Origin of the sequence: Thalassotalea algicola (genome assembly GCF_012932965.1) — a bacterium.
Taxonomy (GTDB): Bacteria; Pseudomonadota; Gammaproteobacteria; order Enterobacterales; family Alteromonadaceae; genus Thalassotalea_F; species Thalassotalea_F algicola.
Map to the genome: position 1 here is coordinate 228,567 of NZ_JABBXH010000001.1, position 14,687 is coordinate 243,253.

Consider the following 14,687-nt stretch of genomic DNA (forward strand, 5'->3'; position numbering starts at 1 on the left):
GCTATTTAATTTTTCCTGATGCTTTAAGCTTAGAAATTGTCTCGATTTGAGTTTGAATAAAGTGCTCTCGTGCAACGGCTTTCTCTTGTTTATTGCCATCTAACATATTATTTGCCGGATAAATGACTTGTTTATACATCGGCGCAAAAAGTTCATTTCGTTGACGAGACAATATATTCCCCATGCCAGGCTTATTGCGATATCTACGCAGCGAGTCAATATCAATTTCAGCATTAGCTACCATAGACTCACCAAAGCCAGCTTCAGCCATCACACGCCCTTTAAAATCGACCAGTTTAGATAAGCCATCAGTCGATTCAGCGGGAAATGCAATATCATCAATACCTGCTGAATTTGCTGAAATAACATAAGCTAAGTTTTCAATTGCCCGAGCGCGCTTAGCGATATCTTTCGGCGTAAGCTCTACAGCCCCCACTTCAGAAGAACTATGCAATAAAACTTCAGCACCATACATAGTCAAACAACGAGAAATCTCTGGGTATAAAATTTCTTCCGATGCTACACAGGCTAGGCGCCCCAGTTCACAATCATGCACCGGATATAGACCTTCATAGCCGTATATATCGAGATATTTATCCAAAACATCATGCGGTGTGGGCGCAAACATAGAAACTAAACGACGATATCGCAAGACGACATCGCCACTTGGATTAATAATAAATGAGGTTTGAAAGTATAAGTCAGGAAAGTGTTTATCGGTTTCGTAGGCATTTCCCGACAAATAAATTTGGTTCTGCTGTGCTATTTCACCCAACTTTTGATATTCAATACCGTCAGGGTCGATAGCGCCTTTTTTCCGCCACTGTGTCATCGATTCACCAAATGGAAAGCTCGTCATAAAGTACTCGGGGAGCACTACTAGCTTTACGCTTGGGCCAATAAACCCTTTAGCACCTTTAATATGGCCAGCCACACGTGCAATATTAGCAAATATTTTCTCTCTGGCTTGGTTTGTATCTTGCTGATTAATGGCAAAGCATCGTGCCTGCAATGCTAAAGCTGAATACGGCGTCATCACTACCTCCTACAAACCATTTAATAACGTTACATCAAATTCACCAGTACCTTCCCGCAGTGGAATTGCGGTTCGATACTCCTCGCTGTCCCAGAACTTTTGAGCAGCCGCTTTGTCTGGCCATTTTGACATTACGATACTTTGACAGCCTAGCGTACCTTCTATTTGTTCAGGCTCTCTGTCCATAACGATATACTGACCGCCAAACTTGCTAACTAAACCGGGTACAACAGCCGAATAGCGTGCAAAGTTTTCTGGATCAGTAATTGTTGCTCTAATTAATAAATAAGCACTCATAACAATATTAGTAAAAGGGTAATACTTCTTACTTTAACAAAGCGTTTAAAGATAAAAAGTCTCATATTGCTGTTTAAAGGGAGTAATTGACCTTTGGCAAATCGTGATAATCATCACGACTAATTAAAGTAAAGCCACATAAAAATTAACAGGCTGAAAAATGCTTTGATTTACTATTGAATGACTATGGCGGGCATAAAAAAAGCAGCTTATAGCTGCTTTTTATTTTACTTAATGACTTTAAGACTTGGCCGACCTTTGGGCTTGCCATCACTGTCTTTAGCATCTTTAGATGCTGCTTCACAAGCATCAACACCTTTTAACGTCGGCTTAGGCGGTGTTGCCTTAACCTCTTCAACCTCTTCGATTTCTGGATGCTCTATTGGCAAAGAAGTACCTGCGCCATTTTCTTTCGCATAGATTGCGCCAATCGCACCATAAGGCACGACTAAGTGTTCTAATTTACCGCCAAAACGAGCAGAAAACTCAATAGCGGTTTCGCCCATGACAATACTGCCAACCGCACCAGAAGATATATTCAGTACAATTTGACCATCGTTAACAAAGGCCATTGGCACTTGAACACCATAAACACTTACATCTACAACAACATAAGGTGTAAGCTCATTATCTGAAATCCAATCATAAAAAGCCCCAACAATATAGGGCTTGTTCGATGTCATCGTAATATTTTCAGACATTTTATGCTGGGTGACCGAAACGTAATTCGCGTTCTGTTTCTGTTAAAGAAGCTTGGAAAGACTCACGTTCGAATAATTTAAGCATATAAGCTTTTAATTCCTGAGAACCTTGGCCAGATAGCTCAATTCCTAATACCGGTAAGCGCCATAATAGCGGAGCTAAGTAGCAATCTACTAAGCTAAACTCTTCACTCATAAAGTAAGGCGCTTCGTTTAAGATAGGCGCGACACTTAATAAACTTTCTTTTAATTCTTGACGTGCTTTTTCCGCTGCGCCGGCATCACCATTCATGATAATTTTTGCAAGGCTATACCAGTCTTGCTCAATGCGGTGCATCATTAGTCGACTACGACCACGAGACACTGGATAAACAGGCATTAATGGAGGGTGAGGAAAACGCTCATCTAAATACTCAATAATAATGCTAGCTTCATATAAAGCTAACTCACGATCAATAAGTGTTGGCACGGTACCGTATGGGTTTAAGTCAATTAAATCTTCAGGAAGATTTGCTAAATCAACTAAATGAATATCAACACCTACACCTTTCTCAGCAAGAACGATGCGGGTTTGATGACTGTACATATCATCTGCATGTGAATATAACGTCATAACAGAACGTTTGTTTGCAGCTACGGCCATAATGCCTCCAAGGATGGGTTACGAATGAGTTAGCGAGAAGCTAACGAGTGGCACTATGATAACCGATTTCTGGCTATTTTAAAAACTGGTATGACCAGATAGCTTTTTTTAATAAAAAAGGCAACACAATGGCTGCCTTTTCTTAGCGTTATAATTCACTAACTAGTGAACATCTCTCCAGTATTCCTTTTTCAGGAAGTAAGAAAGGATGAATAAAATAAACAGGAAACCAATTACCCATTTACCTAGATTTTTACGCTCTAGTTTGTTCGGCTCACCAACGTACTCAAGGAAGTTAGTTAAATCACGAACAAATGCATCATACTCTTGCTCAGTCATAGTACCGCCAGATGCAGGTGATAACACACCATTTTCATCCATAGTACGAATACCTTGAAGGTTCTGTAATACATGCGGCATACCAACATCTTTAAATACCTTGTTGTTCACACCAAACGGACGTGCTTCATCAACGTAGAAAGAACGAAGGTACGTATAAATCCAGTCAGGACTTCTGAAACGGGCTTCAAGCGTTAAATCTGGTGGCGCAGCACCAAACCACTTAGCCGCTTCTTTTGCAGGCATAGTGTTTTTGATGTGATCACCAACTTTTTCACCAGTATACATCCACTCTGCGGCACCTTCTTCATCACTGATACCTAAATCAGCAAATGTACGATTGTAGCGCTGGTATTGTAACTCGTGACAACCTAAACAATAGTTTATGTACGATTTAAAACCGCGTTTTAATGATTCTTTATCTGCTAAGTCATTGTTAGCTGAATCTAAAGGAATGCTTGGACCTGCAGCAAAAGCTAATACAGGCACCATCGCCAATAAAGTTATTAATAGCTTTTTCATTATTTGATAATCCTTTCTGGTACAGGCTTAGTATTTTCATTCTTAGAGTAGAACCAAATAGCCACGAAGAAACCAAAGTAACCGAAACTAGCGATAACACCAATAAGGTTGGCAGTATCTGACGCTGGCATAGTACCAAGAATACCTAACACGATGAAACAAATAGCAAATTGTGTAAGGTTTAATAAGTGCCACTTACTACGATATCTTACTGACTTAACAGTACCGCGATCGAACCATGGTAGAGCAAATAACACACCAATTGCTGCAAACATCATGATCATACCGATTAACTTATCAGGGATAACTCGCAAAATAGTGTAGAACGGACCAAAGTACCAAACTGGCGCAATGTGCTCAGGCGTTTTCAGACCATTAGCCGGTGTAAAGTTAGGCGCCTCTAGGAAGTAACCACCACCTTCTGGAGCAAAGAACATCACCCAACAGAATAAGATCAAGAAGCCTGCGACCCCCATAATATCTTTAACAGTGTAATAAGGGTGGAATGGGATAGCATCAACAATATCGTATTTCTCACTATATTGTTTGTGATATTTAAACTTAGATATTTCTTCTGGTTTCACACTACCTTTAGGCTTCTTAATTGAAGTACCTTCAGGGTTGTTTGAGCCAACTTCATGTAAAGCAAGAATGTGTAAGAATACTAAAATAACCAACACTAATGGTAATGCAATTACGTGTAGTGCGAAGAAACGGTTTAAGGTAGCACCAGAGATTACATAGTCACCTTTAATCCAAGTCGCTAAATCTTCACCAACTACCGGTATTGCACCAAACAAGGATATGATTACCTGGGCCCCCCAGTAACTCATGTTACCCCAAGGCAGTAGATAACCCATAAATGCTTCGGCCATTAATACTAAGAAAATTAGCATACCGAAGATCCATAGTAATTCGCGTGGTTTTTGGTATGAGCCGTACATTAAACCACGGAACATATGCAGATAAACAACGACGAAAAATGCTGAAGCACCCGTAGAGTGCATATAACGCAGCAACCAACCGTAATCAACATCACGCATGATGTATTCAATTGAAGCAAATGCGCCATCTCCAGATGGTTCATAGTTCATTGTTAACCAGATACCCGTTAGGATTTGGTTAACTAGCACTAACATTGCTAATGAACCAAAGAAGTACCAAAAGTTAAAGTTTTTTGGTGCAGGATATTGCACTACATGTTTATTCATCGCTTCCATTACTGGAAGGCGTTGTTCTATCCAAGCCAGAAAATTATTCATTACGCTTCTCCTGGTGCAACACCAATTAATAGTGTGTCTGCTTTAGGGAAAGAATGCTCTGGCACCATTAAGTTAGTTGGCGCAGGAACACCTGAGAATACTCGACCAGCCATATCAAACTTAGAACCATGACAAGGACAGAAGAAACCATCCGTTACGCCAGCCACATGTTGTTCAAAATCGCCTTTATGATGAGTAGGAGCACAACCTAAGTGAGTACAAACACCTAGCGCTACCATTATTTCTGGGTTAATTGAGCGATGCGCATTCTTTGCATACTCTGGCTGTTGTGGCTCTTCTGAATTAGGATCTCGAAGCTGTGCTTCATGATTTCCTAAATCGGCAACAATCTTTTCTGTACGGCGAACTACGTAAACAGGTTTACCACGCCATTCAGCACGAACTAATTGACCAGGCTCAATTTTGCCAACATTGACTTCAACCGGCGCACCAGCAGCTTTCGCTCTGGCACTAGGGTTCCAAGAACCAATGAAAGGCACAGCCACACCGACAACACCTACACCACCAACTACCGAAGTAGCCGCAGTTAAAAAGCGTCGACGGCCGTTATCCACGGGCGCATTGCTCATTCAATTTCTCCAAATATTTTAATACTTAAACAAACCAGTTGATAATGATTCTTATTTAAGGAATATTACTGGCTTAATTAAGCAAACTAGCGACAAAAAAATTTTTTTGATCATAATGAAATACCCCTTTTTTTACAAGGAAATTCACCTTTGTTTGCAATAGTTTGTAGAAAAAAGTGACAAAATATTTCTAAAGCTTTAAATAATGATTAAAGCGCGGGGTTTGTTGATCTTTTAGGATTAAAATTTATTCAATTTAAAAGTAATCACGAATAGTCACCAATCGCTCGTCCGAGATTATAATTAGGCATAAAAAAACCGGCATATAGCCGGTTTTTGAATTCGAAAACGTAAAAATTAACGTTTTGAGAATTGAGGACGTTTACGTGCTTTGTGTAAACCAACCTTCTTACGCTCAACTTTACGAGCATCACGAGTAACGAAACCAGCTTTACGTAGATCACCACGTAATGACTCGTCGAACTGCATTAATGCACGAGTAATGCCGTGACGGATAGCACCAGCTTGACCTGACATACCACCACCAGCAACAGTAATGTTGAAATCGAATTTCTCTAACATTTCAACTAACTCTAACGGTTGACGAACAACCATACGAGCAGTTTCACGACCGAAGTACTCAGAAATGTCACGATTGTTAATTTTGATTGCACCGTTACCAGCTTTCATGAACACACGAGCAGTTGAGCTCTTGCGACGACCAGTACCGTAATATTGATTATCAGCCATTGCTTATAGCTCCAAAAGTTGTGGTTGTTGTGCAGCATGCTTGTGCTCTGGGCCAGCATACACTTTTAACTTGCGGTACATTTGACGACCTAAAGGACCTTTAGGAAGCATACCTTTAACAGCGAATTCGATAGCACGCTCTGGCGCTTTATCGATAAGCTTTTCAAAGCTAATTTGCTTTAAACCACCAGGGAACTCAGTGTGCGAGTAGTAAATTTTACCTTTCGCTTTGTTACCTGTTACTTTTACTTTCTCAGCGTTAACAACAACGATGTAATCGCCTGTGTCACAGTGAGGAGTGTATTCTGGCTTGTGCTTACCGCGTAAACGGCTAGCAATCTCAGTAGCGATACGACCAAGAGTTTTGTTCTCAGCGTCCACTAGAAACCAATCGCGTTCTACGCTTTCAGCTTTTGCTACAAAAGTTTTCATTTAAAAAACCCAATTAATAATGTTACTAAACGTGATAACGCCCTAGCGTTATCGGTTCAAAAGGCTTCGCAATTACCCCTTCGAGTATCGAGCCCGGTGCTTAATCTTGGGAAAGAATAAGCTTTGTAACGTAGGGAGCGCAGGATTATACAGAAGTTAGTTCAAAAGATCACGTATAAATTTTCGCCTTTTACGGTAAATGTTCACTCGCTAAATAATCGTGGGATTGCATTTCCTGAAGCCGACTTAAACAACGCTTAAATTCAAATTCTAAACCACCATGGGAGTATAGGTCATCCATAGGTACAGCAGAAGAGATAATTAACTTCACATTACGTTCATAAAATTCATCAACTAATGCAATAAAACGTCTTGCTGCATCGTCACAATCAACATTCATCTGAGTAACATTAGCCAATAACACGGTATGATATAAGCGACTTAACTCCATGTAGTCACTTTGACTACGCGCACTTTCACATAGTTCATTGAACTCGAAATGCACCACGCCATCAGACTCTTGAATCGTAGAAAGTTCACGATTATTTATTTCTATTGTTCTTCCTACTTTCCCCTCTTCCACCGACAGTTGCTTAAAATATTGATTAAGGTTGATATTTGCCTGTTCGTCTAATGGAAAATGAAAAATCTCGGCTTGTTCTAGCGTTCGCAATCGATAATCAATACCGCTGTCGACGTTCACTACATCACAATGTTCGTTAATTAATTTTATCGCAGGGAGAAAGCGTGCTCGCTGAAGGCCATTTCGGTACAGCTCATCAGGGATGATATTTGAGGTAGCGACTAAGGTAACGTTATGCGCAAATAGCTCTTCAAATAATGTTCCTAAGATCATAGCGTCGGTAATATCAGAAACAAAAAACTCATCAAAACAAATGATACAAGTTTCATCGGCAAATCGTTTTGCAATAATTTTAAGCGGATCTTCTTGGCCTGCTAGACTCTTCATCTCTTCATGAACACGATGCATAAATCGATGAAAATGCACCCGCGTTTTATTTTTAAACGGTAGGCAGTCATAAAAGGTATCAACTAAGTATGTTTTCCCTCTGCCTACCCCACCCCAAAAATAAAGTCCTTGCGTCATTCTAGGTTGTTGTTTCGCTACTACTCGTTTCCAACGGTTAAGTACTTTTTTAAAACCAGTGACTGGTAACGGCTTATTTTGCAAATCTTCATATAAACGTTGTAAGTTTTTAACCGCGTTTTCCTGCGCAGCATCATATTGAAAATCGTCGCGCTCTAAATCACGCTGGTATTTTTCCAAGGGGGAAAGATTAATCATTTATCGAGTTTATCCACTATAATTCTACATATTCTGCGTAGCTGGCTTGAAAAAAACAAATTAGCAAATATATTCGCTATATTAGCAAGATAATAAGCGTTATATTTAGCTTATGAATATTCTCACCAATTTTCCCACACAATACAACGAGGAACCTAAGATATGACTGTTGTAATGACCATTGTACTTTTATTAGTTGGCGGCGCTATTGGCTTTTTTGCCGGTAGAACATTATCAGCTTCAGCAAAAGAAAATAAAGAGCTAGCAGAGCAAGTCTCTCAAACCGAAGCTACTTTAAGTCAATATCAAAATGATGTTGCAGAACATTTAGAGAATTCGGCAACACTACTTGAACAAATGAACACTACATGCCAAAACGCTATGAAACAAATGGAGCAAAGTACAGCTTTATTGCAACGGGCTACACCAGCGGAAAAGGATGCGATGCCATTCTTCTCACATGAAACACAAGAGCAATTAGCGCAAACTGTTAAACTTCGACACGAGAAAAAAGAATCAGTCGAGCATGATGATATGACAGAAGCGCCATTAGATTATTCAGGCAACCCAAGCGGTCTTTTTGATGATAAGAAACAAAGTGTTACAAATGCCGAATAGCTAAATCCTGAACTATTTCTTAACTAGTATGTCAATTATTGAGTATTGTTTTAAGGAGTATTATTACCTATGAAAAAACTGTCTTTAGTTATCAGTGCTGCGTTAATTTCTGGTTCTGTTGCACTCTCAAGTGCACCTGCATATGCTAACTTGCCTTTAGCAGTTGATGGTCAAGTGTTACCAAGTTTAGCGCCAATGCTAGAACAAACAACACCAGCAGTTGTCAGCATTTCCGTTAAAGGTACCCACGAGGTTCAGCAACGCGTGCCAGATGCCTTTCGCTTTTTCTTTGGCAACCCAAGAAGAAACCAAGGCCCTCAAGAACGGCCTTTTCAGGGTTTAGGTTCAGGTGTCATTATAGATGCTGACGAAGGGTATATCGTCACCAATAATCATGTTGTCGACCAAGCAGATGAAATATTGGTAACACTAAAAGATGGCCGTCAATTAGAGGCTAAAAAAATTGGCGCAGATGCTGAGACAGACATCGCTCTATTACAAGTAGATAATGGCGATTTAACGCAAATAAAAATTGCTGATTCTGATAAGTTACGGGTCGGAGACTTTGCTGTCGCCATCGGTAGTCCTTTTGGATTAGGGCAGACAGTTACCTCAGGTATTGTTAGTGCATTGGGCCGCAGTGGTTTAAATGCTGAAAATTTTGAAGACTTTATTCAAACTGATGCCGCTATTAATAGCGGTAACTCAGGTGGCGCGCTCGTTAATTTACGCGGCGAGTTAATTGGTATAAACACAGCTATTCTTGGGCCAAATGGCGGTAACGTCGGCATTGGCTTCGCAATTCCAAGTAACATGATGCACAACTTAGTCAATCAAATGATCGAGTTCGGTGAAATTCGTCGTGGCGTTCTAGGTGTAGCTGGTCGCAGTGTCAATGGTGAAATTGCAAAAGCAATGGAACTTGATACCACACAAGGCGGCTTTATTGAGCAAGTATCGCCAGACTCAGCCGCTTCTGAGGCAGGGCTTAAAGCCGGAGATGTTATTACTAAAGTAAATGGTAAGTCGGTAAGATCTTTCAGCGAACTTAGAGGAAAAATAGGCTCTATAGGTGCAGGTAAAAAGGTTAAGCTAACTGTCGTTCGTGACGGCAAAGAAAAGAAGTTTACGGTAAAGCTTAAGCAAGCAGAATCAGCTAACGTAGAAGCTGCTAGCCTACACCAAATGTTAGATGGTGCTGAGTTAGACAACCATGCCGACGGTAAAGGGGTCGAAATTAGCGCAGTAGAAAATGGTAGCGCTGCTGAAGCAGTTGGCTTGAAGTCAGGTGATTTAATTACTGGTATTAACCGTACTCGTATTAATACCATCGGTGAATTACGTAGCTACTTAAAAGATCACAAAGGCGTGTTGGCATTAAATGTTGTACGTGGTAATCGCACAATGTATTTGATGATTAGATAACACTCACCTGTCATTTAACTAGAAAAGGCTGCATATTAAATGCAGCCTTTTTTATTACTAGTCTTTTTAAAGCAATGACTATTAAGATAAATGTTGCTTTATGTAGGCTAAAAGCTCTCGATAGCCTTTCGCCAACTTCTCACTACTCTTTTCCTTTCGTGCTTGACGCACTAATTGGCGTAACTTTTGTCGTTCCATCGCCGGACATTTATCCAACAGCGCCTCTATATCGTCGTTACTTCCGTCAATAAGCTCTTCTCGAAGCAACTCAAATTTTTCGAGTAATTTCGTTTGCTGTTGGTGTTTATTCGCTAACGCATCAATAGTTGTTCGAATTTCAGCAGCATTTTCTTCCATAAGTTGCTTTGCAATGAAACGTGAATGTCGTCTTAAGGCATCAGGTCTATTGAGAATCTTGTCAGCTAACACCATTGAATCTTGAAGTGCTTCGCTTAATGGCAACTTGTTACGCTTAACTTTTGGTAAACGAATTATCTCAAGCGCGAATTCTTGCATTTCATGCATTTCACGCTTTATATCTGTTTTACTTTTATAATCTTCATCGAATTCATCGATATCATTGTCTAAGTGGTGCATAATATTCGCAATTAAAAACTCAGTTACCCGCCATTATACAATAAACAAGCCTCGGGCAACACATAACAAGGCGTACAACAACCTAACGCCCTATCGGAATATAAAAATGAAAGAAGTTGATAGTATCAGCAGCCAAATTAGTCATGTTAAAAGTCGTGTAGAAAATGCACTATCACTTGCTAAGTCATTAGGTGCGGATGATGCGGAAGTTGCTTTAAGCCGCCAACAAGGGCTTAGTGTCAATACACGAATGGGTGAAGTAGAGAATGTTGAATTCACCAACGACGGCGCATTAGGTATTACTGTCTATAAAGCCGGTCGCAAAGGTAGTGCTTCTACTGCCGATTTATCAGAAAGTGCACTTAATAATGCAGTAAAAGCTGCTGTTGATATTGCCAGCTATACCTCGGTAGACAAATGTGCGGGGTTAGCAGATAAAGAACTGCTAGCAATGTCTCCACCAGACTTAGATCTTTATCACCCAAAAGTATTATCTACAGATCAAGCTATCGACATTGCCAAACAATGTGAAGACGCAGCACTAGCAAGTGACAGCCGAATTACCAACTCAGACGGTGCAACACTAGCATGTTATGAAGGGTTCAAAGTTTATGGCAACAGCCATGGACAATTAGTTGGCTACCCTAGTACTCGTCATAGCTTAAGTTGCGTTAGCATTGCCTCTGACGGCGATGATATGCAGAGAGACTATGCTTATACTGTTAACCGTGACTTCAACTTGCTTTCACCTGCCATTTCAGTAGGTCAACAGGCTGCTAGTGAAGTAATTTCTCGATTACATGCTCAAAAACTCAATACTCAAAAAGTGCCGGTAATGTTTCGTGCTGATATTGCAAACACGATATTTGGGCATTTCATTGCAGCAATTAGTGGCGGTAATCTATATCGTAAATCGTCATTTTTACTTGATGCACTCGGACAACAAGTCTTTCCGGAACATATTACCATTAGTGAGCGACCTCACCTTAAAAAAGCGCTTGCAAGCAGTACTTTTGATAGTGAAGGTGTAGCAACCCTTGACCGCGAAATAATTACAGCTGGTCAATTAGAAACTTATTTACTGACAAGTTATTCAGCGCGTAAGCTTGGCATGAAAACTACCGGTCATGCCGGTGGTATTCACAACTGGCTTGTAACAGCAAACGGTGGTGATTTTGAAGCCATGCTTAAACAATTAGGCACAGGTTTATTAGTGACTGAACTAATGGGACAAGGCGTTAATGTCGTTACTGGCGATTACTCTAGAGGCGCCGCAGGGTTTTGGGTAGAAAATGGTGAAATTCAATATCCAGTTTCAGAAATAACAATTGCTGGAAAATTACAAGACATGTTTAAAAACATTGTTGCTATCGGTAATGATACGGATCTACGTGGTAGCATTAGAACAGGCTCACTTATTATTGAAGAAATGCAAATAGCAGGTAACTAAGTTAACTGCTAACTTCAATCTTCGCAGCTTAGGTTAATAATAGAGTTGCAGTGCCAAGGAAGGCAAAAATCCCGACCACATCTGTAATCGTAGTCAAAATCACACTACCGGCAAGTGCTGGATCTATACTCATTCGTTTTAATACCAATGGTATGGTTACACCCGCTATACCGGCGGCGGTTAAATTCATTAGCATCGCAAAGGCAATAATACCGCCTAGTGTTAAATCCTGCTTCCATATAGCGACAACGCTTGCGATGAGTAACGCCCAGATTAAGCCATTTAAAAAACCAACCGCTAACTCTTTAATCAATAACGAGCGAGAGTTACTTTCACCAACATGACCTAATGCAATACCGCGAATCACTAGCGTTAAAGTTTGATTACCTGCCACACCGCCCATACTCGGCACTAATGAATTCAAGACTGCAAGAATAGCTAATTGACTAAATAAGTCTTCAAACATACTAGTAACGGCTACAGCCAATAGTGCAGTAATTAAATTGACACCAAGCCAAACAGAACGTTGTTGAGTACTCTTAAGCACAGGTGCGAAGGTATCGGCTTCATCATCTAGACCAGCCATGCTCATCATCGAGTGCTCAGCCTCTTCACGAATAATGTCAATGACATCATCAATAGTAATACGACCTAGCAATCGTCCGTCTTCACCTACGACAGGCGCAGAAATCCAGTCATAGCGCTCAAATAATGCCGCTACATCATTTTCTGGCATATCAGGAGGAACCGCTTCAACGTCAGCTTCAATCAAACTAGTCACAACAGTTTCTGGTTTTGCCGTCACTATGGTTGCTAAAGAAACTGCACCGATAAAGCGATCATGACGATCAACGACATAAAAGCTATCAGTCGCTTCAGGTAGTTCACCTTTTAAGCGTAAGTAGCGCAATACCACATCAACCGACACGTCAGGTCGAATGGTAATGGTATCAGTATTCATGATACCGCCGGCAGTATCTTCTTCAAATGATAAAGCTGTCTCAACACGCGCTCGGTCTTGAGAGTCCATGCTTTTTATAACTTCCTGATAAACTTTATCAGGCAAAGTACGCAATACTTCCGCTAAATCATCAACGTCCATCCCCTCGGCAACAGCGGCGACTTTTTCAGGTCGCATGCTTTTGAGGATACCTTTACGTACTTCTTCATTTAACTCTTCAAGTACTTCACCTTGATAATCAGGATCGATTAGCTGCCACAGTATCGGTCTGCTTTTAACCGTTGATGACTCTAGTATTAACGCTAAATCGTATGCAGGTAATTGTTGCAGTAGTTTACGAACGTAAACGAACATACCACTGCCAAGAGCTTCGTTAACCTCTTGCAGTCGTTGTTGATTATATTCTTGTTCAGATATTTCCGGCATAACTCACCCTGCGCCGTAATAAACCACTGTCGACACTGATCAATTTCGATGTCTGTTTTTAAGAAAAGTGTGCTCGCGCTATTCTATTAGAGTTTTATGAAGAAAATGCGACAGCACTGAAGGCAAGTGTATATGATTTAAGGGTTATTTTCAGCTTTTATTTGAAATTTATACGAAGAACGACCACACAATTAGAGAATTATTCGTCTTCTTCAAAACGCTGGTTGATCAGTTCACAAATACTATCAAGTGCTGAATCGGCATCATCGCCATCAGCGATTACCTTGACAACTTTTCCTTGAGCGCCTGCAAGTAGCATAAGTGCCATAATGCTATTTGCATCAGCTTTGTTACTATCAAGTTCGACAGTCACTTTAGCTGAAAATTTCTGGCTCAATTGAGCTAATTTGGTAGCAGCTCGCGCATGTAAACCTAATTTATTAATTATTTCGACTTTTTTTTCTACATGCGGCATTTAAGTACTCTTAATATCGATATCTCTATGACGTGATTGCACATCTTCTCGCTCTTTTCTGAAGTTACTTGCTAACAACTCTGCGATATAAACCGAGCGATGCTTCCCGCCAGTGCAACCAATAGCAATTGTGACATAGCTACGATTGTTACGCTCTAGGTGTGGTAACCAAGTCATTAGAAAACTATTAATTTGCCAAACAAACTTAGTAACTATTGGTTGGCTGGATAAAAAGTCTCTCACCGGTTGATCTAAACCATTTTGTGTTTTTAATTCTTTATCCCAAAAAGGGTTAGGTAAGAATCGAGCGTCGAACACATAGTCTGCATCTGCAGGTATTCCATGTTTGAAGCCGAAAGATTCAAACACTAGTACCATGGCGCCAGTTTTCTTTCCAAGGATACGTTCACGTACCAAATCTGCTAATTGATGGGGCGATAACTGACTAGTATTAATATATAAATCGGCTCTTGTCGATACTGGCTCTAGTAGCTTCTTCTCTAATGATATTGCCTGATCTAACGCAATATTTTGGCGAATAAGTGGATGTAGACGTCTGGTTTCACTAAAGCGCCTAATTAGATCATTATCATTAGCATCAAGATAAAGTATGGTCAGTTCTACTGCCGCAGGAAGGTAATCAATAATTTCATGAATATCATTCGGGTCATCTGGTAAATTTCGAACATCGATGCTTACTGCAACGGTTTCGTAATCATTGATTACCGTATGGGTAAGTGCTGGTAATAAATTAACCGGAATGTTATCGACACAATAATAACCAAGATCTTCTAGCACTCTTAGCGCAACTGACTTCCCTGAGCCAGAACGGCCACTAACAATGATTAGCTTCACTA

Annotated in this window: 17 protein-coding genes; 3 read left to right on the forward strand and 14 right to left on the reverse strand. The window is 40.4% G+C overall.

The window, feature by feature from the left end; translation table 11 throughout:
* Position 1: 1 nt before the first annotated feature.
* From HII17_RS01065 to zapE, 10 genes are all read right to left on the reverse strand, one after another.
* Positions 2–1,036 carry a nitrilase-related carbon-nitrogen hydrolase gene (locus tag HII17_RS01065; protein WP_211185209.1) on the reverse strand — a complete coding sequence of 345 codons (1,035 nt, stop codon included), beginning with the start codon at positions 1,034–1,036 and terminating at the stop codon, positions 2–4.
* Between the two features lie 9 nt (positions 1,037–1,045).
* Positions 1,046–1,333 (reverse strand): DUF1330 domain-containing protein, encoded by a 288-nt coding sequence (locus HII17_RS01070; protein ID WP_169073479.1) that lies wholly within the window; start codon positions 1,331–1,333, stop codon positions 1,046–1,048.
* 227 nt (positions 1,334–1,560) lie between these two features.
* Positions 1,561–2,034, reverse strand: coding sequence for a ClpXP protease specificity-enhancing factor (locus HII17_RS01075; RefSeq protein ID WP_169073480.1), 474 nt, complete (start codon positions 2,032–2,034; stop codon positions 1,561–1,563).
* A gap of 1 nt (position 2,035) precedes the next feature.
* Positions 2,036–2,677, reverse strand: a complete 642-nt coding sequence (sspA, locus tag HII17_RS01080; RefSeq protein ID WP_169073481.1) for a stringent starvation protein SspA — start codon at positions 2,675–2,677, stop codon at positions 2,036–2,038.
* Positions 2,678–2,839: 162 nt separating this feature from the next.
* On the reverse strand, positions 2,840–3,538 hold the full coding sequence (locus tag HII17_RS01085) for a cytochrome c1 (RefSeq protein ID WP_169073482.1): 699 nt from the start codon (positions 3,536–3,538) through the stop codon (positions 2,840–2,842).
* Complete coding sequence (locus tag HII17_RS01090; RefSeq protein ID WP_169073483.1) at positions 3,538–4,800, reverse strand: cytochrome b; 1,263 nt, start codon at positions 4,798–4,800, stop codon at positions 3,538–3,540. Before HII17_RS01090 ends, HII17_RS01085 begins: the two co-directional genes overlap by 1 nt.
* Positions 4,800–5,390: a ubiquinol-cytochrome c reductase iron-sulfur subunit gene (gene petA, locus HII17_RS01095; protein ID WP_169073484.1), complete on the reverse strand. Its 591-nt coding sequence runs from the start codon at positions 5,388–5,390 to the stop codon at positions 4,800–4,802. The genes HII17_RS01090 and petA overlap by 1 nt, the downstream gene beginning before the upstream one ends.
* Positions 5,391–5,747: 357 nt before the next feature.
* Positions 5,748–6,140, reverse strand: a complete 393-nt coding sequence (gene rpsI / locus HII17_RS18940) for a 30S ribosomal protein S9 (RefSeq protein WP_211185210.1) — start codon at positions 6,138–6,140, stop codon at positions 5,748–5,750.
* Between the two features lie 3 nt (positions 6,141–6,143).
* Positions 6,144–6,572 (reverse strand): 50S ribosomal protein L13, encoded by a 429-nt coding sequence (gene rplM, locus HII17_RS18945; RefSeq protein ID WP_211185211.1) that lies wholly within the window; start codon positions 6,570–6,572, stop codon positions 6,144–6,146.
* A 190-nt stretch (positions 6,573–6,762) separates the two neighbouring features.
* Entirely contained in the window at positions 6,763–7,878 is a 1,116-nt protein-coding gene (zapE, locus tag HII17_RS01105) for a cell division protein ZapE (RefSeq protein WP_169073485.1), read from the reverse strand.
* A gap of 162 nt (positions 7,879–8,040) precedes the next feature.
* Between zapE and HII17_RS01110 the strand changes: the two genes are divergently transcribed.
* Together HII17_RS01110 and HII17_RS01115 are read left to right on the forward strand one after the other, a co-directional pair.
* On the forward strand, positions 8,041–8,496 hold the full coding sequence (locus HII17_RS01110) for a YhcB family protein (RefSeq protein WP_169073486.1): 456 nt from the start codon (positions 8,041–8,043) through the stop codon (positions 8,494–8,496).
* A gap of 69 nt (positions 8,497–8,565) precedes the next feature.
* Positions 8,566–9,921: a Do family serine endopeptidase gene (locus HII17_RS01115; protein ID WP_169073487.1), complete on the forward strand. Its 1,356-nt coding sequence runs from the start codon at positions 8,566–8,568 to the stop codon at positions 9,919–9,921.
* 81 nt (positions 9,922–10,002) lie between these two features.
* Here HII17_RS01115 and yjgA read toward each other — a convergent pair whose 3' ends face one another.
* Complete coding sequence (gene yjgA, locus HII17_RS01120) at positions 10,003–10,518, reverse strand: ribosome biogenesis factor YjgA (RefSeq protein ID WP_169073488.1); 516 nt, start codon at positions 10,516–10,518, stop codon at positions 10,003–10,005.
* Between the two features lie 100 nt (positions 10,519–10,618).
* Between yjgA and pmbA the strand changes: the two genes are divergently transcribed.
* Positions 10,619–11,968 (forward strand): metalloprotease PmbA, encoded by a 1,350-nt coding sequence (pmbA, locus tag HII17_RS01125; protein WP_169074123.1) that lies wholly within the window; start codon positions 10,619–10,621, stop codon positions 11,966–11,968.
* Positions 11,969–11,996: 28 nt separating this feature from the next.
* On the opposite strand, the gene mgtE is transcribed toward pmbA, so the two are convergent.
* The 3 genes from mgtE to rapZ all read right to left on the reverse strand — a co-directional run bounded on the left by mgtE (position 11,997) and on the right by rapZ (position 14,685).
* Positions 11,997–13,355, reverse strand: coding sequence for a magnesium transporter (gene mgtE, locus HII17_RS01130; protein WP_169073489.1), 1,359 nt, complete (start codon positions 13,353–13,355; stop codon positions 11,997–11,999).
* Positions 13,356–13,554: 199 nt separating this feature from the next.
* Positions 13,555–13,830, reverse strand: a complete 276-nt coding sequence (locus HII17_RS01135; protein ID WP_169073490.1) for an HPr family phosphocarrier protein — start codon at positions 13,828–13,830, stop codon at positions 13,555–13,557.
* Positions 13,831–14,685, reverse strand: a complete 855-nt coding sequence (gene rapZ, locus HII17_RS01140; protein ID WP_169073491.1) for an RNase adapter RapZ — start codon at positions 14,683–14,685, stop codon at positions 13,831–13,833.
* Positions 14,686–14,687 lie beyond the last annotated feature (2 nt).